We start from the raw sequence: 22,587 nt of genomic DNA on the forward strand, positions 1-22,587 counted from the left end.
ATTTAATTACTTATATCTTGAAGCAATGTCAAGTTTTTGGTATGAAATGATGATTATCGGCCGTAAATAATGGTTTTATGAAGAAGACAACCAGCAAATTATTGAGGGAATCTTGCTTCCAGGGCAGCTTGGAATGCGAGCTGCCGTGCATCATTATTCCAAAAAAAGGCCAGTCCAAGAAGACGGCCATAGTCTCGGTGCTTTACGGCTCGACTGACAATAAGTTTATCCCACCGGGCGGCAACCAGAAGGAGGTGCCGGCCGGAATCGCCCATTTCCTGGAGCACCAGCTGTTCAAGAAAGCCGAAGGCGACCTAGGCCAGGAATTCGCCCGATACGGGGCTTATTATAACGCCAATACCGGGTATCATTCCACAAACTACTTCTTTACCAGCACTGATAATTTTGAAGACAACCTAAAAATACTGATGCGCTTAACCAGCCAGCCCTACTTTTCGGAAGAATACGTTTCCACGGAAAAACTAATTATCGAACAAGAACTCCGCATGTATCTTGATATGCCGGATACTAAAATCTATCTGAACCTGCTTAAAAACCTGTATCATCACCACCCGGTAAATATTGAAGTGGGAGGCACAATCGACAGCATCAGGAATATCACCCCGCAGTTGCTGGAAATATGCTATCGGCTGTTTTACCATCCGGATAATATGGTCATCGCGCTGGCCGGAGATATGGACCCCGAAAAATCCATGGCTACTTTGAATAAAATATGGAATATCAAATATGACAAACTCGATGGCCCCATCAAAAGGGTTCTGCCGGACGAACCAGACAGCATCAAAGCTGATTCCGCCTCAGAGAACATGTCTGTGGCCAGGCCTCACCTGCTGATAGGATACAAAGATACGGTGGTGGGGTTAAAAGGCAAAGACCTGATTACGCATAACCTGACAAACGATATTATGCTGGAACTTCTTTTGGGACACTCGTCCGAAATTTACAACAAACTCTATAAGGAAAGCTTGATTGACGATCATTTCGGGGCCTCTTGCAGCAATCACGAAACATACGGCTTCACTATCATAAGCGCGGAAACTGATACGCCGCAGGAAGTATACCAACGGCTACTTAAGGAAATAACCAAGGCAAAAAAAACCCGGTTCAAGAAGCGCGACCTGGAAAGGATTAAAAACAAGTTTATCGGTAAATTCATCTCTGCTTTCAACTCTTCGGAATCACTGGCTATGATATTCAGCGCCTACTATTTCCAGAAAATAAACGTCTTCGATATTCCCCGGTATATAAAGCAAATATCATTGAAGGATGTGCAGGAAAGGCTGTCCGTGCATCTTGATGAGGAATATCATTCCATTTCAGTAGTCAATCCGACAGGAAAATAATTTACGGAACCACGGATATCAATTTCACCCTATCACCGGATCTAACCATCCCGTTTTTAATAACCTCGGCAAATACCCCTTCTACCGGCATTATGCAGTTGCCTATTTTATGGTAGATGGCGCACTTGGTATGGCATTTCTTCCCTATCTGAGTTATCTTTAACACAACTGAATCACCGACTTGTAATAAGGTCCCAATCGGCAATAATTCCAGTTTGATACCCTCAACTGTCAGATTCTCGGCAAAAGAACCAGCCTCTATTTTAAGTCCCGGAAACTTAATCCTGACGTTATCAATAGACTCCCAGGCCAGAAGACTCACCTGTCGGTGACCTGGCCCGGCATGAGCGTCATTAACTAATCCTTTACCGACCTCGAGCTCGCACTCCAAGACACTCTGTTTGGACGCGCCCTTACGTTGGCTAATACAAACTGCGACTATTTTACCATTCATAATGAAGTAGATAGAATATAGCAGGTAGACTAATATTCTCCTACCTTCTACATACTATATTTTATATTCTTTTATCCATCGGCTGTTATCAGCCAGAGGCTGACCCGCCTCTGGTGGTGAACATCAGCCGAGGATACTCGGCAGTAATTCTGGCGCCAAATGCACCATCAAACTGCCGAAATATAATGCCCACTTTTACCGCCCGACTTCTCTATCAATTTTATATCACTGATAACCATCCCCCGGTCTATGGCCTTGCACATATCATATATGGTCAGACTGGCCACAGCCATCGCAGTCAGAGCTTCCATTTCCGCCCCGGTCCGGTCAATACATTCAACGAGGCCCATAACCTCTATCAAACCCAATTTTTGCATCTTAAATTCTATAGCCACATTAGTTATATTAATCGGGTGGCAAAGCGGAATCATCGTGTGGGTGGACTTGGCGGCCATAATACCAGCCAACCGCGCCGCTTCCAAAACATTGCCCTTTTTTATTTTATTAGCGGTTATGGCCTTATATGTGGCCGGCTTCATTTTAATACAGGCTGAAGCCCTAGCCATTCTTAAGGTTATATCCTTAGCGCCGATGTTAACCATCTTGATACTGCCTTTGGGTGTCAGGTGCGAAAGACCCATAATAATTCTATCCTCCTATCCTGGACATAATATTATCCCGGCGGCATAAATGTTTCAAAGGCTTGTTCAATACCGCCTGTTTTATGACGGATTCAAGCTTATCGGGCTCAAAGGGCTCAGCCCTTAGAATATCCTTGATATCTATTTCATCATCGGAAAGCAAACAAGACTTAAGATATCCGTCCGATGTCAATCTGAGCCTGTTGCACTTATCACAGAATGGGCTCGAAACCGGGGCGATAAATCCCAACCAACCTTTACTGTCATTCAACCTGTAATACTGGGCCGGGCCGTTACTAATATCGGGCTGAACAGGCTTCAATTCACCCAATTTTCCCATTATTATCTTCTTAATAGCGCCAACCCTGACAATATCTTCCTGCTTCTCATCCCAATTACCGCAAGGCATATACTCTATAAAGCGCACAGTCAAAGAATAATTAATTGTCAGGCGGGCAAAATCTAAAACCTCGTTTTCATTTATACCATTAAGCAAAACGGTATTTATCTTTATGTTTCTGATTCCTACTTCCAGCAGTTTAGATATCCCATCCCAAACCCGTTTCATGCCATTTATACCGGTAATACTCTGAAAAATATCCGATTTCAAGGAATTAAGCCCAATATTAACACTGTGCAGATTAAGCCTGCTCAACTCACCGGCGTAATCATCAAGCAAATATCCGTTAGTAGTCAAGGAAACTTTCCGGGTTCCCGGCAAATTAATCAATTCTTCAATAAACCCAATGATGCCCTTCCTCAACAAAGGCTCACCGCCCGTTATCCGGAATTTATCGATACCCATTTTTATGGCTGACTGCGCCGCCCGGATAATTTCCTCGTACGAAAGAATATCGGATTGCGCCAATAACTCCCGCCCACCGGATGGGAAACAATATCGGCACTTAAAATTGCATCGGTCGGTTACAGAAATGCGCAGGTAATCTATTTGGCGATGGAATCTGTCTTTCATAAAATCCTGGCGTGTCTAATTTATTCCGCCCAGTAATTAGGCGCTTCCCTAGTAATTATGACATCATGAGGATGGCTTTCCCTCAGAGAGGCAGCTGATATTTTTATGAATTTGGTCCTGGTCCTCAATTCATCGATATTTCTGACGCCGCAATATCCCATACCGGCCTTAAGCCCGCCAACCAGTTGGTAAACAAAGTCACTGATCGGTCCTTTAGAAGGTATCTGCCCCTCTATGCCTTCAGGCACAAGTTTATCCCTTGTTGTTACGCTCTCCTGGCGGTAACGGTCCTTGCTACCCTTCATCATAGCGCCTTCGGAACCCATACCCCGGTATGATTTATAAGAACGGCCTTTGTAGATAAACGATTCGCCCGGGCTTTCCGCCACGCCGGCGAACAACCCGCCGATCATAACCGAATGGGCGCCTGCCGCAATGGCTTTGGTTATATCGCCCGAATGCCTGATACCGCCGTCGGCGATAACCGGGACCTTGTATTTCTGGGCAATCTTGGTGCAATCATAAATCGCCGTAATCTGCGGTACGCCAACACCGGCAATAATCCGGGTGGTGCATATCGAGCCCGGCCCGATACCGACCTTAACCGCATCAACCCCGGCTTTTATCAAATCAATAGCCGCTTCGCTGGTGGCGATATTACCGGCCACGATATCTATCTTGAACCGCTTCTTGAGTTCTTTCACGGCATTAATAACGTTATTGGAATGGCCGTGCGCCGTATCAACTACAATTACATCTATTCCGCAACTAATCAGCTGCTCGGCCCGCTCAATATCATTAACTCCGACCGCCGCGCCAACCCTGAGCCGGCCCTGTTTATCACGGCAAGCATTCGGAAACTGGAGCATCTTGTTGATATCTTTTATGGTAATAAGCCCCTTAACAATAAAATCCTTATCAACCAGAAGCAGTTTCTCAACTTTATTCTTATGAAGAATCTGCTTTGCCTGTTCCAGCGTGGTATCCGGCGCCGCGGTTATCAGATGGTCCTTAGTCATCACCTCGGAAATATTCTTGGCGTCGCTTTTCTGGAACCTCAAGTCGCGAATAGTCAAAATCCCTTGAAGCTTCTTATTTTCATCGGTTATAGGAATCCCAGATATATGGTGGTCAGTCATTATCTTGCGGGCTGTGCCGATAGATTCATTAGGTGGCAGGCAAATCGGGTCAAGGATAACCCCGCTGGCCGAGCGTTTAACCTTGGTTACTTCCCGGGACTGCTCTTCGATAGTGAGGTTTTTATGAATAATGCCTATTCCGCCTTCCTGAGCTAAAGAAATAGCCAGATTAGCTTCGGTAACCGTATCCATAGCGGCGGAGATAATGGGTATATTTATCGAAATATGGCGGGAAAACTGACTTTTCACTTCAACCTGCACCGGGATGATATCTGACTTGCGGGGAACCAGCAAGACATCGTCAAAAGTTATGCCTTTACCAATAATCCTGTCGTCCATATAGCAAAATTATATTATTATAAAGAAATGTCAAGAAAATTGGCCCAATAAAAAAGGGGCGGGTTTTAGCCCGCCCCCTTTAATCTGATTCGCCCTACTTCTTCTTTTCCTTGTGCTTTGTATGCGCCCTACAGATAGAGCAGAATTTCTTTAGCTCCAGTTTGGCCTGTTTTTTAGGATCTTTACTGGTCCGGTAATACCGGTTGCCACACTGCGAGCATTCCATGAAAATCCATTCTCTCATATTTAACCTTTTTTAGAGCCAGTTAAGCGAACCGACACGAAGTGACGGTACGCTGTTACTGGGTCTTATCCCGACTATTCCGTCGGGACACATTTTAACAAATACCCTTTTTATTCTACTATCTTGGTAACAACGCCGGCGCCAACAGTCCTGCCGCCTTCACGAATAGCGAACCGCAGCTTATCTTCCATGGCTATCGGTGTCATCAGCTCCACGTTCAAACTTACGTTCTCGCCCGGCATTACCATTTCCACCTTGGCCGGAAGCTTGACCTCGCCGGTAACATCCGTGGTCCTGAAGTAGAACTGGGGCCTGTATCCGGAGAAAATCGGCGTATGGCGTCCACCTTCATCCTTAGACAGGATGTACACCTCACACTCAAATTTAGTGTGCGGCGTGATTGTGCCCGGAGCGGAAACAACCATCCCGCGTTCCAAATCATCCTTTTCAACGCCACGCAGCAAGATGCCGACATTGTCGCCGGTAATGCCCTCATCCAGCAGTTTATTGAACATTTCTATACCGGTAACAACGCTCTTCCTTATTTCCTTGGAAAATCCGACAATGTCAACCGGATCATTAATCTTTACTCTCCCGCGTTCGATACGGCCGGTACCAACCGTACCGCGCCCTTTGATGCTGAATACATCTTCAATCTGCATCAGGAACGTCTTATCCACTTGGCGAATCGGTTCCGGAATATTAGCATCAATCGCATCCATTAACTGCCAGATTGGGCCGCAGTTGGGGCATTCCTTCTTGGCGCATAGGCATTCCAAAGCCTTCATTGCCGAACCTTTGATAATGGCAATCTTGTCGCCCGGGAACTGAAATTTAGTCAAGAGTTCCCTAACCTCCACCTCAACCAACTCTAAAAGTTCCGGATCAGTGACTAAATCGCACTTATTCAAGAATACCACCAGCGCCGGCACCTGAACCTGTCGGGCCAGAAGCACGTGTTCCCTTGTCTGGGGCATCGGGCCGTCTGCCGCGGAAACCACTAGAATCGCGCCGTCCATCTGGGCCGCGCCGGTAATCATGTTCTTAATGTAATCCGCATGTCCCGGGCAGTCGATGTGTGCATAATGGCGTTTATCTGTCTGATATTCAACGTGCGCCACCTGAATCGTCAGAATCTTGGTTTCACCGCGTTGCTCACCGCCCTTGGCTATTTCCGCATAAGTCCTGGCGTTTGATAATTTATGCTTGGCTAGGACGTTTGTAATCGCGCTGGTTAAACTGGTTTTGCCGTGATCAATGTGCCCGATGGTTCCCACATTCAAGTGTGGTTTTGTCCGATCAAATTTTTCCTTGGCCATAAAAGCTCCTTTCGATATCTAATTTTTACTTTCTTAGCTGTTGACGGGAATTGCACCCGTGACCTCGTCCTTACCAAGGACGTGCTCTTCTAGCTGAGCTACAACAGCGTTTATTTCAATACGCTGTTCGAACGCAAAACTATAGCAGTTTAATATTTAGTGTCAAGTTATTTATATATTTTGTATTAAATTCCTGACTTTAAAATTCAGCCGTGATATCCCTCCCCTAAAACCATCATTTTATCTAAGTTGGAGCGGCGGACCGGGGTCGAACCGGCGACCGTCTGCTTGGAAGGCAGATGTTCTACCAATTGAACTACCGCCGCTCTTACTCCCTGTTAGCTATCGCCTGAATATTTTCAGGAGATAGCGTTACAGCGGAGTTAGACCCCGCACCTATCTTTCCGGGATAGGTGCGGGGTATAAGAAATTCTAAGGCTCACGTTTCGCCAAGAATTTCTAAATGGGCAGGGAGGGATTCGAACCCCCGAAGCTAAAAAGCAACAGATTTACAGTCTGTCCCCTTTGGCCGCTTGGGTACCTGCCCCGTTATCCCGCCTTAGCAGTATAACGGGGCATGCCCAAAACAAGTTCTATAAGCTGGGAGCGGGATTTGCACCCGCAACCGCCGGTTTACAAAACCGGAGCTCCGCTGTTGAGCTATCCCAGCCCCGTTATCCCGCCAGAGGGCGGGATAACGGGGCCGGCATTCTCAATCTTAGTTATCCTATTCCGCCTTACTGATACCAAACAGGTTATTACCTGTCAATATTTTTGCTTATCCTGATAGGATTCTATATCTTTTGAGACCGGCCCTTTAAAGTCGCCCATTCCGGGCACAACATCAAATGCCACCATAACAAAGCAAAGTAAACCACCAACATCTGCCTTATACGCCTTACCAAACAAAATGTCAGTATGCACCCTGCCAGATTCAGCGCAAAACCAAGAATTATCTTTATCGGCTTTAACAGCCGGAAGACTAAATATATCCACAGTGCATGATGTTTCCGGTAAAATTTATACAACGAATTGAGGTATTCTATTTTAGCCGCCACCACAATCTTCTTTTTGGACTGTCCTTGAATGTGATAAATGCCGGACTCCGGCACAAACCAGACCTGACAACCTTTGCCAGTCATGCGCCGGCACCAATCGGTTTCTTCCAGAAAAAGGAAATAATTCTCATCCAGCATACCGACCTCTTTTATCGCCTCCTCCCGCACCATCATAGCCGCGCCGATGACCGATTCCACCTCAATAGGGCTCGAATACGCCTGCCGCTTGCTGGGATACCGCCCCGGCGCTAGAATCCGTAACAAGCTTTTGCCCAAAAGCTCGCTTTCCAATCCCGGGATATTATCGAACGAATGCTGCCGCGAACCGTCCTGATTGAGCAGTTGTCCGGTTATAATACCCGCCCTAGGGTTGGCATCCATAAACCTAACCAGGCTTTCCAAAGACCGTTCGGTCAGCAAGATATCGCTGTTAAGAATAAAATAATATTTAGCCGGCCTGTCACGCAAACCGGCATTGACCGCTCCGGCAAACCCAATATTGCGTTCCAGCCGGATAATTTCAGCAGTCGGGTAATACTGGCGAACGGCCTCGATACTGCCGTCGGATGAGCCGTTATCAACAACCGTAACCAGGCATCCGGATGTTTTAACCTTGTTAAAAACGGAGTTCAGGCACCCCAAAAGCAGGTCTTTGGTGTTGTAATTAATAACAATGATGGATACTTCAGGCACGGCTAATGACAGTATAGGGCGCAATTCAATAATTCACTGCGAATTATATACTGCGCCCTATTTTCTTCCGGGAATTACAGGTTAATCTTCCAGGACAAAGGTAATGCTCATATGAACCCGATACTCGATTATTTTGCCGTTTTCCACCTTAACATTAGTTTTGGTCACTTCCGCGCCGGTGATACCGCGCAGAGTCTTGGTTGCCCTCCTGATGCCTTCCTGTACCGCCTCGGTAATCCCTTTGGGTGATGACGCCACTATCTGTGTCACTCTTGCTACTGCCATATTCAACTCCTTTTAGAAACTGTTAGGGATTTAGCCATGAAATAGCTAAAGACCGTTACAGTTTCTTATCCCGACTATTCCGTCGGGGTTCTAGAGCCACTTAAACATATTGACACACAGTGGCAATATGCTTTTAGTGGGTCTTATCCAGTTATGATAGCATATCAGAACTGGGTTCTTGCCAGTTAGGATGGTCCCGATGTGACATCGGGACCAACCGTTACTGAGCCTTATCTAATCAGCCTCCTTTTTACCTTATCATCTTTATCTTGTCAAGAAACCAGGAATATTTTATCCATACTGCCAGATAACAAATGCTTAATCTATTAGAATTAGTCACTGCCGCCCTGTTTATCGGAGTTGTATTCTCCGTATTCACCGCCGGATTCATCGTCATCATCGCCAAGCGATGTTTTATCAAGTCGTCACCTGATAAAAAACCCGATTTCCTGGATAAGCCTAAAATCAAGTTTACCATCATCGCCTTAGCCATCATAGGCATCGTCTGCATCCTTTACGGCTACTTTATCGAACCGAACTGGATAAAGGTTACCAATCTTAAATTAGTTTCTCCTAAAATAGGCGGCGGAGGCAAAACCGTCCGGATTGTCCATATCTCGGATTTGCATATCGAATCTGAAGGCCGGCGCGAGCTGGCCGCGCCGGAACTGATAAATAGCCAAAACCCTCAAATTATTATCCTGACCGGCGATTACCTCAACGACGAAAAAGGCCGTCTCTATCTGGCAAACTTCCTATCCAAACTCAAAGCGCCCTACGGCATCTATGCCGTGCCGGGTAATTTCGAGTGGCGCTACAAAAGCGATGACATCCTGGCCGCAAACGGAGTCCTGTCAGGCAACAACATCAGCATCAACCTGGATAACCTTAATGTATGCCTGTATCTCTGCGGACTGAATAGTCCAACCCTACCCGAAACGCTCGATCCTAAGCAGTATAACATATTTGTATTCCACAGCCCAGACCTGATACCCGAAGCCACGGCAAAGGGATTTGACCTGTATCTGGGCGGGCATACGCACGGCGGCCAGGTGCGTCTGCCCTTTTACGGCGCCCTGATTACATTCTCTAAATATGGCAAAAAATACGAGATGGGTTATTATAAGGAAAACCACATGAACGCCTACATCAACAGCGGGCTGGGTATGGAAGGCGGGTTTGCGCCCAGGGTGAGATTCCTGTCCCGGCCGGAAATCGCGATCATAGATATTGTGACACCAGAATGAATAATTATCAGTCTGCTTGGCAAGAAAAGGCAAATCTTCTGCCGGATGAGATATTCAGCCGGATAAACCCGGCTGTTTTAACCTCGGCATTAAAGCTCAGGGCCTTCATTTCCGGCCCCGGCGCCGAGTTATTCCTGCCCCGGCTGGCCAACACCAAGGTCTTCCTGGTCAACCCGCTGGCGCCGCCGCCGGAGGGACATACGGCCACCGTGCTCAAAGGCGAGCCACTAACCAAACTCGGCGTATTCCCGCCGGAAACTTTCCACCTGGTCGTAAGCCTCTGGGATATCCAGACTAAACCGGCAGAGGCGTTCAAAACCATATACAAATCGCTCAAGAAAACAGGATTTGCCGGCATCGTTACTCTCCAGGACAACGCCCCGAAAGTCCCCTTAAACATATTCAAAAGCATATTACGCCGCCACCGCGATTGGTCCTTGCGGATGTTCGAATCGGAATTGCCGCCGTCCAAAGACCATCTCCGGGCCATGCTTGACAAATCCGGCTTCGGCGATGTCCGGGTCTGGAAAGACGCCATCACCTGCGACTATAAAACGGCACAAGATGTCTACGATGAACTTACCCAAAAGACCAGCGGTCTGTTTAGGGATGAAATCCTTCCGGCGGTGCGGAACACCATCAGGCAGGAGTTCCTGAAAGAAATGTCCAGCCAATCGCTTCAGGTCAAATACGATTTCCTCGGCGCGGTCTGCCGCAAGTAACCGCCCGTCTAGCGGTCAAAATAAATGCTCTTGCCCGAAGCCGAAATCGGTATGCCCAGGACGTAATCCGAATCTATCAGCTTCATCTGTCGGGCAATAACACCAACACGATACATAATCCGGCTGTCGGCGTTAAGGATACCGGCCGTTTTGGCGGCCGAGCCCAGGGCGATGCCCAAATCCAGCAGGCGGTAAGCGCAGTAAGGCCCCTTAAATTCCGGACCTTCCTTGACAGCCGGCAATTTGGCGCATTCAGGATAGCCGCAGGCGCCGCAGTTAAGCCCGACCGTTTTGGAATCCTTCAACCCGACCAACACCAGCGCGTCCGACTTGGCGATGTTATTGCCGTCCCGGTCGAAGTTCTTCTTTCCGGTCTTGGCGCCGTAGGTAATCATTTCACGGGACAGATTGGCCAGCACCTGGCCGGTAAGTATTTCTATTTTGACGAAATCCTGCCCGGCCGACTTGGGCGCGGTCCGGGCCGCCACGGCCATCATCTGGGCAATGGTTTCAAGGTATTCTTTCATGGTAAATATCCTTTCTTAGTGAATCCATATAACCACAAAGGCACAAAGAACACAAAGAATTATTATATTTTAATTTTCCATATTAAAAAGAAAAGGGCGGATTCAAATCAATGAATCCGCCCTCGAGTATAGCACCCCGGCAGTGACCTACTTTCCCACCGAATAAATCATCAGTAGTATCATTGGCCCCAAGGGCTTAACGGCCGTATTCGAGATGGGAACGGGTGTGGCCCCTTGGGAATTGGACCACCGGGAGTTAAAAATAAAACGTACAATACGCTGGCAGCTTTAAGCAGCTATTACTGCCAGTCATAGCCGGCTTTAACAGCCGACTATATGGGCTCAAGGATAAAAAAGTGGTCAAGACGAACGACCGATTAGTATCCCTCGGCTTAAGCCCTTACAGGCCTTACACCTAGGACCTATCAAACTCGTGGTCTACAAGTGGTCTTAATATCAGAGCCGGCTTGCGCCGGATGATTGGGAAGTCTGATCTTGGGTGGGGTTTCTCACTTAGATGCTTTCAGCGATTATCCCCCCGGACATAGCTACCCAGCGATTACCCTTAGCAGGATAACTGGTACACCAGAGGTCCGTCCATCCTGATCCTCTCGTACTAAAGACAGCGTCCCTCAAACTTCCTACGCCCACACTAGATAGGGACCGACCTGGCTCACGCCGGTCTAAACCCAGCTCACGTACCGCTATTGATCGGCGAACAGCCGAACCCTTGGGACCTTCTCCAGCCCCAGGATGCGATGAGCCGACATCGAGGTGCCAAACGGTGTCGTCGATATGGACTCTTGGACACCATAAGCCTGTTATCCCCAGAGTACCTTTGATCTGTTGAGCGATGGCCTTTCCATTCAGGACCACCGGATCATTAGGGCCTGCTTTCACACCGGTTCGACCTATATGTCTTACCGTTAAGTCCCCTTATACCCTTACGCTCCGCGCACGATTGCCAACCGTGCTGAGGGGACCTTTGCGCTCCTCCGTTACCTTTTTGGAGGAAACCGCCCCAGTTAAACTGCCCGCCTCACACTGTCCTCCTGCCTACACGACAGGGGTTAGGATCCTAATATAATCAGGGTGGTATTTCACCGTTGACTCAGCCCCACCCAAAAGCAGGGCTTCAAAGTCTCCCACCTATCCTACGCAAATTAAATCAAAACCCAATATGAGGGTACAGTAAAGGTTCATGGGGTCTTTCCGTCTAAGTGCGGGCAAGCGGTATCTTCACCGCTGCTGCAATTTCGCCGAGCTCCTCTTAGAGACACCGGCCAAGTGATTACGCTATTCATGCACGTCGGAACTTACCCGACAAGGAACTTCGCTACCTTAGGACCGTCATAGTTACGGCCGCCTTTTACTGGGGCTTCAGTTAGCAGCTTCGCAGCCTTACGGCCACTAACCGCACTCCTTAACCTTCCAGCACTGGGCAAGCGTCGGTCTGTATACGTCGTCTTACGGCTTAGCACAGACCTGTGTTTTTAATAAACAGTTCCCCGGCCCGCTTTATTGAAATCTCGGCTCGCTCCATCAGCAAGTGACTTCACCAGCCAAGACACCCCTTGTCCCGAAGTTACGGGGCCATTTTGCCTAGTTCCTTTAAGAGGATTCTCTCGAACGCCTTAGGATTCTCTCCTCGCCTACCTGTGTCGGTTTTGGTACGGTTACTCCAAGCACTCCCAACCGAGGCTTTTCTCGTGAGCATGGCGTTTGCCACTTCCACCCTTGCGGGTTTCCCCTGTTCCCTCAGAGATAGCAGAAGAGCGGATTTACCTACCCTTCTCCCCTAGTCGAACAGGCCCAACATTTCTGATCGTTGGGACAACATAGCCTTCTCCACCCCCCCTGTTGGTTCTTTATCGCGCCTGGAATAGTTGCCGAATATTAACGGCATTTCCATCAGCTACGCCTTTCGGCCTCACCTTAGGCACCGACTAACCCTGGGCGGAGTTACCTTCCCCAGGAAACCTTAGGCTTACGGCGTTCCGATTTCTCATCGGAATTGTCACGCTACTTATGTCCGGATAATCGCTTCTAAACTGTTCATGGAACTTCACAATTCCACTTTGTCCTGTTTAGAACGCTCCCCTACCACTCGTTTAGTATCGCTACCAAACGAATCCACGGCGTCGGTAACGAGCTTAGGCCCGATAATTCTTGGCGCAAAAATGCTCGGCCAGTAAGCTGTTACGCACTTTTTAAATGATGGCTGCTTCTAAGCCAACATCCTGGCTGTCTTAGCACCTTTACTTCCTTCTTCACTTAGCTCGTTTTAGGGACCTTAGCCGGTGGTCTGGACTGTTTTCCTCTCGAGTACGAAGCTTAGCCCTCGCACTCTGACTCCCATGGTTTGTTGCAATGGCATTCGGAGTTTGATTGGGTAAGGTAGTCGGGTAGACCCCTGTAACCCATTCAGTATCTCTACCTCCACTGCATATCCATGAGGCTAGCCCCAAAGCTATTTCGGGGAGAACCAGCTATTAGCCAGTTTGATTAGCCTTTTACTCCTACCCACAGATCACGGGATAACTTTTCAACGTTATACCCTAGCGGTCCTCCATACCGAGATTATCGGTACTTCAACCTGCCCATGGGTAGATCACTGGCTTTCGGGTCTATCCCGATGAACTAAACGCGCTTTTAACACTCGGTTTCCCTACGCCTCCTCCAGATGCTTTCGCAGCAGGATTAAGCTTGCTCATCAGGTATAACTCCCGGACTCATTATCCAAAAGGCACGCCATCACCCCACCGAAGCGAGGCTCTGACAGTTTGTAAGCACATAGTTTCAAGTTCTATTTCACTCCCCTTCCGGGGTTCTTTTCACCGTTCGCTCGCGCTACTTGTTCACTATCGGTTATCAGGTAGTATTTAGCCTTAGCCCATGGTCGGGCCAGATTCACACCCGTTTTCCCGTGGCGGGTGGTACTTGGGAAACACTCAGAAAAGATCCTGACCCTTTCACCGACGGGACTATCACCCTCTTTGGTCTGCCGTTTCAGGACAGTTTGGTTAGGATAGGATTTTGTAACTCTTCCTCCGGTCTGTGTACCAGAACGAATATTCCCGCGACCCCGTATACGCAACGCACACAGGCTTGACACATATACGGTTTAGGCTTTTTCCCGTTCGCTCGCCGCTACTGAGGAAATCAATGTCTTTTTCTTTTCCAGCAGGTACTGAGATGTTTCACTTCCCTGCGTTGGCAAACCGACTTGCGTCGGAGTATTCCGCCTTACGACGGAATGGGTTCCCCCATTCGGAAATCCCCGGATTATAGCCTGCTTGGTGGCTCCCCGAGGCTTATCGCAACCTGCTACGTCCTTCATCGCCTCCCGATACCAAGGTATCCACTATGTGCCCTTAGTAGCTTGACCACTTTTTTATCCTAAAGCCCATTGTTATTGCACTAATTACCAAATTTTCAAAGAACGACCTTAACTGCCGGGACTATTCCCCTGTTACAAGGAATAATTTTATCGGCAAACAAGTCTGGTACATTAGCAAACGGAAAAGTCCTTGTCAAGTATTTTTATTGTTTTATAAAAAAATATATTAACCGCGGATTTTACGGGTTTAATAAATTTACTATTATACATTTAATCAGACAAATATGCAGTTTGTGTTTATTCATGATTTTATAGATAACACCTTATGCGAATCACGATCAAAACCATTCAAAATTTTAGGGGCTTGACTGTACTTACCCTGAAACAAACCAAAATCTGCCCTGCAAAAATGGCATATCCACTATGAAATGCCAAGGTGTACAGAAATTGATTTATAGTAGTTATGAATAAGATTTATGATGGTTACGGACAGAATTCATAGTGATTATGAATAAGATTTATACTAGTTATGGGCATGATTTATGATGCTTATGAATAAGATTTATAGTGGTTATGGACAGGATTTATAATGGTTATGAACAGAATTTATGATGGTTATGAATAAAACTTATAGTAGTTACGAACAGGATTTATACTGGTTATAAATAAAACTTATAGTGGTTATGAACAGGATTAATAATGGTTATGAATAAGATTTATAGTGGTTATGAACAGGATTTATAATGGTTACGAATAAGACTTATAATGGTTATTAACAAGATTTATAGTGGTTATGGATAAGTATCCAGGTGGTATAGGGGTAGGGTACCCCCACCCCCTTGAGCCAAATATGCATTATATTAGGATTTAGGCGCGAAAAAAAACTTATTTGCCGAAAACAGCACATGGGAAAGGGCTAAATTACTGCGTTATTATGCCAGAGACAGCATGCCAAAGGCAGACAAGAATTCCGTTTCGAGAGAACAAAATCCAGTGGTCTATCCCGCCTACCACCCCTACTCACACTTTTCCCTTATCAGGCTTCGAGCGGTGGCGCCAGAATTCTATGGCCACCGGCAGTACGGAAATGATTATTATGGCCAGTATCACCAGCGAAAAGTTGTTCTTGACGAACGGCACATTGCCGAAATAGTATCCGGCGCCGATGAAAAGCCCCACCCATAAAACGGCGCCGATGACGTTGGCCGTAAAGAAATACAAATAGCCCATCTTGCCCATGCCGGCCACGAACGGCGCAAAGGTGCGGACAATCGGAACGAACCGGGTCAGGATGATGGTCTTGCGCCCGTGCTTTTCGTAAAACCGGTGCGTCCGGTCCAGGTATTCTTTCCTGAATATGCGGGATTTATCGTCCTTGAACAGCCTCTGGCCGAACAGTCGGCCAACGGCGTAGTTGACGGTGTTGCCGATTATGGCCGCCGCGGTCAGCAATAGGAACAGCCACCAGGAATTGAAAGAACCGGTGGCGGCAAACGCGCCGGCCGCAAAGAGCAATGAATCACCGGGCAGGAACGGCGTGACCACGAATCCGGTCTCAGAGAAAATAATCAAGGCCAGCAGGCCGTAAGACCATACCCCGAAGTTCTGGATGATAACACTGAGGTATTTGTCCACGTGGAGGACGAAATCTATGCCGTTTTTAATAAAGTCCATTTTCTTTTACCTTTATTATTACAAGAGGCTACTCTCTGCCAATAACTCGTTATACTCGAACTGCCCTAATCCCACTCCGCTACGCTTCGGGGATAACGTGGCAGTAACTCGCTTCGCTCGAACTGCCACTAACCCCCCAGGTACGCTTCTATAACCTTAGGATTATGCAACAACGCCTGGGCTTTGTCAGTCAGGGTTATCCGGCCGGTTTCCATAACATATCCGCGATGGGCCACCTGCAACGCCATCCGGGCGTTCTGCTCGACCAGCAATATAGTCGTGCCGGACTTGTTTAATTCTTTGATTATGTCGAATATCCGGGTGACGATGATGGGCGCCAGGCCGAGCGACGGCTCGTCCAGCAACAACAGCTTGGGCCGGGCCATCAGCGCCCGGGCGATGGCCAGCATCTGCTGTTCACCGCCGGAAAGAGTACCGCCCAACTGGCCGGACCGCTCTTTCAATATCGGGAACAGCCCGAAAACCCGCTCCAGGTCCGGCTTGATGGCCTCGGTATCGGTCCGGACGAATGCGCCCATCTGCAGGTTTTCCAGCACGGTCAGGCGCGGGAAGATGCGCCGGCCTTCGGGTATCTGGGCGATACCTTTGGCCACTATCTGGTGCGCCGGCAGATGGTCTATCGGCTGACCCTCGAAGGTTATCGATCCACGACTGAGCTGGTTGATGCCGGATATAGCCATCAGGGTGGTGGTCTTGCCGGCCCCGTTGGCGCCGATGATGGTGACAATTTCGCCGGCATTGACCTCGAAGGAGATTCCCTTCAAAACCTCTATCGGCCCGTACCCGCTATGTATGTCAGTCAGTTTGAGCATAATCAATACAACCACGAAAACACGAAATAACTAAATCACTAAATATTTCGCATCTTCTTACTTTCGCGCTTTCGTGGTAAAATTAGTGGTTGTTATCCTTTCCTAAATAGGCCTCTATTACCTTGGGGTCGCACTGGACGTCTTTGCAGGTGCCTTCGGCTATCTTTACGCCGTGGTCAAGCACGCAGACCCGGTCGGAGATACCCATAACCACCTTCATATGATGCTCTATCAGGAGCACGGTGATGCCGCTGTCGCGTATCTTGCGTATCAGTGCCATCAGCTCGTTGGTCTCGGTCGGGTTCATCCCGGCGCCAGGCTCATCCAGGCACAACAGTTGCGGACGGGTGGCCATGGCCCGTGCTATTTCCAGCCGGCGCTGGTCGCCGTAAGCCAGGTTGCGCGCCCAGACGTTGGCCTTGTTCACCCCGTTAGAGATACAACTCGTTCTATTTGATATGTTTCCTTTAGTTTTATCATCTGCTAAAGTAGAGGTCGGTGTTGCCGATTTGCGGTCGTCTCTCTGGAACGACCTATCTCTAACGGGGTCCACCAACCCGACGAACCGGAGCAGTTCCAGCGCCTGTTCGGTGATGCTCTTTTCCTCGCGGACCATTCCCGGATGCCTAACTAAGGCCGAAAATACCCCGCAGCCGGTCCGGCAATGCATGCCGACCATAACGTTTTCCAGCGCGGTCATCTCGGCGAACAGCCGGATGTTCTGGAACGTCCGGCAAACGCCCAGCCGGGTTATCTGGTATGCCCTCAGCCCGGTGATATCACGGTCATTAAATACTATCTGCCCGGCCGTGGGCGCGTAAAGCCCGGTAAGGCAGTTAAAGAGCGTGGTCTTGCCGGCGCCGTTCGGTCCGATGATGCTCAGGATTTCGCCCTTGCGCAGGTCAAAACTCATGTCCTGCAAAGCGGCCAGCCCGCCAAAGGACTTCGAGACTGATTTGGCTTCGAGCAATATATTATTATTCATCATATCTAATCCGCCGTTTCAGCGGTCAGTTCCACCTGCCGGCGCTTACTGCTGATTAAGCCCTGTGGCCTGAATAGCATCATCAGCACCATAGTGGCGCCGTATATCAACAGCCGGTAGTCCTGGAACGCCGGCATCTGGTCACGGATAAACCAGGGCAGGATGAACAGGATTACCGCTCCTAAAATTACGCCCAGGGTGTTTCCCATTCCACCCAGGATGACCATGGCCAAAATCAGTGCCGACTGTTCGAACCGGAACGCTTCCGGGGTGATGTAGTTCATCTTGGCCGCGTAGAGTACTCCGGCAAACCCGGCCCAGACGGCGCTGATGACGAAAGCCAGGATTTTTAACTGAGTGGTGTTGATGCCCATACTGGTGGCGGCCATCTCGTCTTCGCGCAGGGCTATCCAGGCCCGGCCTATGCGAGAATTATTGAGACGCCCTATTATGACCACGGTCAGGATGACCATAATAAAGGTCAGGTAATAGTAATGGAGCGGCTGTTTCAGGACCCAGCCGAATATTTCCGGATGGTTGATTTTGCCGCTGAGCAGTTCGTTGGGCAGGCCTTTTTCGCCTCCGGTCAGGTTGGGCAGGTTCTTGAGCAGGTAGCGGACCAGCTCACCGAAGCCGAGCGTGACGATGGCCAGGTAATCACCGCGCAGGCGCAGGCAGGGTAATCCGACAATCAGCCCGCACAGCCCGGTCACCACCGCAGCCAGGACCAGCCCCAGCCAGAACGGGCAATTGAGCATGATGGAGGCCAGCGCGAAGGTATAAGCGCCGATGGCCCAGAACCCGGCATAGCCCAGCACCAGCAGTCCGGCCGAGCCGACCACGATATTCAGACCCAGGGCCAATATTATGTAAATGCCGGTGTCAATGGCCAGGTTGAGGTGCTTGCCCGGGAGCACCCAGGGAATCACGGACAGGACGACCAGCAGTGCCACTACTTCCAATTTTACGGCGGCCGGTTTGGCCATCTTCTCGGTGGTATAGCGGAAAGGTTCGGCCAGGAGCGAGCCCAGCTTGGCAAGACCTTTCCACCGGCTAAAACCCAACCAGGCCAAACCGCCGACCAGAACCAAGGCGCTGATAACTACCGGACCGATGCGCCATACGACGCCGTCATCGACCATCTTTATCCCGACGATGGGCAGGGTTATCAGCCCCATCCACAATGCCATCAAGAATACTTTTTTGAAAGTCAGTTTCATACTATGCTTTGTCGGCCAGCCGTTCGCCCAACAGTCCTCTGGGCCGGATAATCAATACCAGCATCAGGATAACGAAGGCGTAGACCTCTTTGTAATCAGGCGAGATATAAGCCACGCCCAAGGTTTCGACTATGCCAAGCAGGAACCCGCCCAGCATGGCACCGGGAATGTTGCCAATGCCGCCCAGGACGGCCGCGGTAAAGGCCTTAATACCGGTCATATAACCGACATCAAAACGGGTGGTGGAAATATACATAGAGACCATCACGCCGCCGGCCGCGGCCAATGCCGAGCCGATGATGAACGTCAGGGCGATGATCCTGTTTATGTCAATGCCGACCAGTGCGGCCATCTTCTTGTCCTGAGCCGTGGCCCGCATGGCCCGGCCGACCTTGGTCCGGCTGATGAACAGGTGCAAGCCGAGCATTATCAGTATGCACGAAACGATGATGACTATTTCCAGAAGGGATATCCGGGCCGAGCCGACCAGGTAAGGGTGGCTGGTGAGCGGTTCCTTGAAGAATGCCGGGAAGGCCTTATTCTCCTTGCCCTGGGCGACCATAATGTAGTTCTGCAGGAAGGTGGACATGCCGATGGCGCTGATAAGAGCGGACAGCACCGGCGCGTGGCGCAGGCGGCGGTAAGCCACCTTTTCAATGGTGAAGCCATATCCGGCGGCAAAGGCGACGCTGATAATCAGCGCGATGAACAGGCACAGGATTGGCAGGCCGGCAATCGGGGCGAAGGTGGATAGCACAGCCAGCGAAATGATGCCCAGATAAGCGCCAATCATATAGATTTCGCCGTGGGCGAAGTTAATCATCCCGAGTATGCCGTAGACCATTGTGTAGCCGAGGGCAATCAGCGCATAGATACCGCCCTGAATCAAGCCGTTGACTAAATGTTGCAGCATACTCTGGACGAACAGGCCTTTCTCCGGGTTAGTGGCAGCAGGAACGAAGTGACGTACTGCCACGTTATCCTAAACGAAGTCCATGGGAAACAGCCCTACTTTGGCTTGTCCCGTTTAGAGACAACAATGTCTCTAACGGGGTTCGCAGGTAACTAATTTCCCGCCCTTGACTACCCACATAATGTAATAGGAACTGGCCAGGTCGCCTTTGGCGTCAAACTGGACCTTGCCAATGGCGCCGTCGTAAGCGGTCTTCCTAATCTGCTCGGATACCTTGGCGCAGTCCGTGGTGCCGGCGGCCTGGATGGCGGACAGGATGATATTAGCCGCGTCATAAGCATAGATTGAATAAGGGCCGTACGGGCCGTATTTCTCACGATATTTATCCAGGAACGACTTGGCTGAGGGGATGATTTCAGGGTCGCGTGAGAATGTCAAGTAAGAACCCTCGGCCGATGCGCCGGCCACCTTGAGGAAAACCGGGTCAAACACGCCGTCGCCGCTCATGAAAGCCGCGGTCAAACCGGCTTCGCGCGCCTGGACCATCATCGGACCGGCCTGGTTGTACATCCCGCCGAAGAACAGCAGCTCCGGATTGGTCTCCTTGACGGCGCTGATGATGGGCTTGAAGTTAAGCTCTTCCTTGGGGAACCCGCCGTAATAAACGACTTCGGCGTTTGTGCCCAGCGCTTTCTTGAACTCATCGGCCAGCCCCTGGCCGTATTGGGTCTTGTCGTGCAGGATGGCCACCTTCTTGACTTTCAACGTGCCTATCGCGTAATCAGCCGAGACTTTGCCCTGCTGGTCGTCACGGCCGCAGACCCGGAAAATATTGGCGAAATTACGGTCGGTTACGTAAGGATTGGTCGAGGACGGGGTAATCATGGGGATATTGGAATCGTGATAAACCACCGAAGCCGGTATGGTGCAGCCGCTGTTGAAATGCCCGACCACGCCGACGACACCTTCGCCGGCCAGTTCTTTGGCCACCGACTGGGCCTGCTGTTCCTGGGCCATGTCGTCGCGGGAAACGATGACGACTTTCTTGCCCAGGACGCCGCCTTTGGCGTTCCATTCCTCAACGGCCAACGTGGCGCCGTTAAGCACGTCGGTGCCCAACTTGGCCTGGTCACCGGTTAACGGGCCGGCCACGCCCAACTTGATGACATCAGTTTTTGTACCGCAACCCAACAATATTATTGATAAACCAAAAGCCCATCCCCAAGTAATTACTTGCCTTTTCATATAATACCTCCTTAAATATCGTTTAATTATTAGACGTCTTTAATCCAACCGAAACGCTTGATGAATTCTCCGGACGTGAGATTGGACGCTTTGACTATCTGTTCCAGCTGTTCAGGGTCCTCGAAGTCTGACCGCTCCAGCCGTATCATATAGGCTCGGGCCACGGCGTATGATTCGGTCTTGGGGTTGACGTAACGTATTTTGGTCTTACCGGTAACCGTGTCCATTATATCAGGGAAATATATCGGGACAATCCGGCCGCCCTGCAGGCTGACCATAGCGCCGGTGACACCATCCTGAAGAAGTTTGCTGGCGCCATAACCCAGGTCCCGGGTATATTCTGAGTCGAACGGTATGGGCGGCGCGCAACGGAGCTCGTAACCGATGTCCTTATCGACGATAGTCAGCTTTATATTACGCGCTTCAAGGCGTTTGCGGACCTCGTTCTTGAGGTATTTGCCTAAATCTATTTCGGCCAGACGGATATTGCCGTGCTCGTCTTTTTCGGCCTTGTCTATCAGTTCGCGCTCAGCCGGGTCAAACCGCTCGGCAATGCCTTCCGACAGGATGGCCACGCCGTGCGACTTACCCATAGCCAGGCGCTTAACGATGGCGCCTTCGAGGATATCGCATATCTGCGACACTTTGATAACCTTGTCCCTGCTGAATTCCTCGGCGATAACGGTCAGGGTAGCGCCGGATGATTTGCCGATACCCAAGGCCAGATGGCCGGCTTTGCGACCCATAGTCACGATAAAATACCAGCGGTTGGTGGTGACAGCGTCCTCCATTATGTTCTGGACAATTTCCACTCCGTAATGCCGGGCCGTATGGAACCCGAATGATGATTTGCTGTCCGGCAGAGGTAAATCGTTATCAATGGTCTTGGGCACGTGAACGATATAGATGCGCCCTTTAGCCTGGCTTTCTATAACGCTGGCCGTGTATGCGGTATCATCGCCTCCTATAGTGATAAGACGGTCGATTTTGAGTTTGAGCAGGTTATCAACCACGTTCCTGACCTTTTTAGGGTCGCTGGTCGGGTTTTCCCTGGAGGTTCTTAAGATTGAACCGCCCCGCTGGTGAATGCGTGATATATCGCTGATGGCCAGCGGCATGGTCGGCACCTCACCCGTGCCTGATAGCCAGCGAAAGCCGTCCATAATACCGGTGACCTGCCAGCCGTGCTTGATGGACTCGATAGCCGCGGCGCTGATGACGCCGTTTATGCCCGGCGCCGGGCCGCCGCCCACCAGTATGCCCATCGTATGGCTGTATGCCGTCGGTATTTTCTTCAGTTGAATGTCAAGTTCGTGAATATCAGCCATATGCGTTCCTCCGTTCTGTTGGATATTGCATAAATCCGTCATTG

General features: G+C 49.7%; 19 protein-coding genes, 4 tRNA genes and 2 rRNA genes. 3 read left to right on the top strand and 22 right to left on the bottom strand.

The genetic code is table 11. The features are described 5' to 3' along the window. Positions 1-77: 77 nt before the first annotated feature. The gene (locus tag WC980_02720) at positions 78-1,364 is read left to right on the top strand and encodes a pitrilysin family protein (protein ID MFA5793974.1); all 1,287 of its coding nucleotides are present in this window, start codon (positions 78-80) and stop codon (positions 1,362-1,364) included. Between the two features lies 1 nt (position 1,365). On the opposite strand, the gene WC980_02725 is transcribed toward WC980_02720, so the two are convergent. From WC980_02725 to WC980_02780, 12 genes are all read right to left on the bottom strand, one after another. Continuing rightward, on the bottom strand, positions 1,366-1,818 hold the full coding sequence (locus WC980_02725; GenBank protein MFA5793975.1) for an MOSC domain-containing protein: 453 nt from the start codon (positions 1,816-1,818) through the stop codon (positions 1,366-1,368). Between the two features lie 167 nt (positions 1,819-1,985). Beyond that, entirely contained in the window at positions 1,986-2,459 is a 474-nt protein-coding gene (gene moaC / locus WC980_02730) for a cyclic pyranopterin monophosphate synthase MoaC (protein MFA5793976.1), read from the bottom strand. A 7-nt stretch (positions 2,460-2,466) separates the two neighbouring features. Then, positions 2,467-3,432: a GTP 3',8-cyclase MoaA gene (gene moaA, locus WC980_02735; protein MFA5793977.1), complete on the bottom strand. Its 966-nt coding sequence runs from the start codon at positions 3,430-3,432 to the stop codon at positions 2,467-2,469. Between the two features lie 20 nt (positions 3,433-3,452). Next, positions 3,453-4,910, bottom strand: a complete 1,458-nt coding sequence (gene guaB / locus WC980_02740; protein MFA5793978.1) for an IMP dehydrogenase — start codon at positions 4,908-4,910, stop codon at positions 3,453-3,455. A gap of 94 nt (positions 4,911-5,004) precedes the next feature. Next, entirely contained in the window at positions 5,005-5,154 is a 150-nt protein-coding gene (gene rpmG / locus WC980_02745) for a 50S ribosomal protein L33 (GenBank protein MFA5793979.1), read from the bottom strand. A 110-nt stretch (positions 5,155-5,264) separates the two neighbouring features. Continuing rightward, complete coding sequence (tuf, locus tag WC980_02750; GenBank protein MFA5793980.1) at positions 5,265-6,473, bottom strand: elongation factor Tu; 1,209 nt, start codon at positions 6,471-6,473, stop codon at positions 5,265-5,267. Between the two features lie 35 nt (positions 6,474-6,508). Then, positions 6,509-6,581 (bottom strand) — tRNA-Thr (locus WC980_02755). A gap of 142 nt (positions 6,582-6,723) precedes the next feature. After that, positions 6,724-6,799: transfer RNA gene (locus WC980_02760), tRNA-Gly, on the bottom strand. Positions 6,800-6,937: 138 nt separating this feature from the next. Continuing rightward, a tRNA-Tyr gene (locus tag WC980_02765) sits at positions 6,938-7,020 on the bottom strand. Between the two features lie 51 nt (positions 7,021-7,071). Beyond that, positions 7,072-7,143 (bottom strand) — tRNA-Thr (locus tag WC980_02770). A 124-nt stretch (positions 7,144-7,267) separates the two neighbouring features. Next, the gene (locus WC980_02775) at positions 7,268-8,248 is read right to left on the bottom strand and encodes a glycosyltransferase family 2 protein (protein MFA5793981.1); all 981 of its coding nucleotides are present in this window, start codon (positions 8,246-8,248) and stop codon (positions 7,268-7,270) included. Positions 8,249-8,305: 57 nt separating this feature from the next. After that, positions 8,306-8,509 (bottom strand): dodecin family protein, encoded by a 204-nt coding sequence (locus tag WC980_02780; protein MFA5793982.1) that lies wholly within the window; start codon positions 8,507-8,509, stop codon positions 8,306-8,308. Between the two features lie 314 nt (positions 8,510-8,823). Here WC980_02780 and WC980_02785 point away from each other — a divergent pair, with 314 nt between their 5' ends. After that, complete coding sequence (locus tag WC980_02785) at positions 8,824-9,756, top strand: metallophosphoesterase (GenBank protein ID MFA5793983.1); 933 nt, start codon at positions 8,824-8,826, stop codon at positions 9,754-9,756. Beyond that, positions 9,753-10,478 (top strand): hypothetical protein, encoded by a 726-nt coding sequence (locus WC980_02790; GenBank protein MFA5793984.1) that lies wholly within the window; start codon positions 9,753-9,755, stop codon positions 10,476-10,478. Before WC980_02785 ends, WC980_02790 begins: the two co-directional genes overlap by 4 nt. 8 nt (positions 10,479-10,486) lie before the next feature. Here WC980_02790 and WC980_02795 read toward each other — a convergent pair whose 3' ends face one another. The 10 genes from WC980_02795 to pfp all read right to left on the bottom strand — a co-directional run bounded on the left by WC980_02795 (position 10,487) and on the right by pfp (position 22,585). Further along, positions 10,487-11,005: a DUF2148 domain-containing protein gene (locus tag WC980_02795; GenBank protein MFA5793985.1), complete on the bottom strand. Its 519-nt coding sequence runs from the start codon at positions 11,003-11,005 to the stop codon at positions 10,487-10,489. A 134-nt stretch (positions 11,006-11,139) separates the two neighbouring features. After that, positions 11,140-11,259 (bottom strand): 5S ribosomal RNA (rrf, locus tag WC980_02800). Between the two features lie 102 nt (positions 11,260-11,361). Continuing rightward, positions 11,362-14,393: ribosomal RNA gene (locus tag WC980_02805) — 23S ribosomal RNA — on the bottom strand. Positions 14,394-15,365: 972 nt separating this feature from the next. After that, the gene (locus tag WC980_02810) at positions 15,366-16,019 is read right to left on the bottom strand and encodes a DedA family protein (GenBank protein ID MFA5793986.1); all 654 of its coding nucleotides are present in this window, start codon (positions 16,017-16,019) and stop codon (positions 15,366-15,368) included. Between the two features lie 128 nt (positions 16,020-16,147). Further along, positions 16,148-16,852, bottom strand: coding sequence for an ABC transporter ATP-binding protein (locus WC980_02815; protein ID MFA5793987.1), 705 nt, complete (start codon positions 16,850-16,852; stop codon positions 16,148-16,150). 82 nt (positions 16,853-16,934) lie between these two features. Further along, a complete protein-coding gene (locus WC980_02820) occupies positions 16,935-17,840 on the bottom strand; it encodes an ABC transporter ATP-binding protein (GenBank protein ID MFA5793988.1) in 906 nt (301 codons plus the stop codon). Positions 17,841-17,842: 2 nt separating this feature from the next. Continuing rightward, complete coding sequence (locus WC980_02825) at positions 17,843-19,057, bottom strand: branched-chain amino acid ABC transporter permease (protein MFA5793989.1); 1,215 nt, start codon at positions 19,055-19,057, stop codon at positions 17,843-17,845. Between the two features lies 1 nt (position 19,058). Beyond that, complete coding sequence (locus tag WC980_02830) at positions 19,059-19,970, bottom strand: branched-chain amino acid ABC transporter permease (GenBank protein ID MFA5793990.1); 912 nt, start codon at positions 19,968-19,970, stop codon at positions 19,059-19,061. 132 nt (positions 19,971-20,102) lie between these two features. Beyond that, positions 20,103-21,215 carry a branched-chain amino acid ABC transporter substrate-binding protein gene (locus WC980_02835; GenBank protein MFA5793991.1) on the bottom strand — a complete coding sequence of 371 codons (1,113 nt, stop codon included), beginning with the start codon at positions 21,213-21,215 and terminating at the stop codon, positions 20,103-20,105. 29 nt (positions 21,216-21,244) lie between these two features. Next, positions 21,245-22,585, bottom strand: a complete 1,341-nt coding sequence (gene pfp, locus WC980_02840) for a diphosphate--fructose-6-phosphate 1-phosphotransferase (GenBank protein ID MFA5793992.1) — start codon at positions 22,583-22,585, stop codon at positions 21,245-21,247. Positions 22,586-22,587 lie beyond the last annotated feature (2 nt).

It is taken from the genome of Candidatus Brocadiia bacterium, from assembly GCA_041658285.1.
Classification (GTDB): Bacteria; Planctomycetota; MHYJ01; order JACQXL01; family JACQXL01; genus JBBAAP01.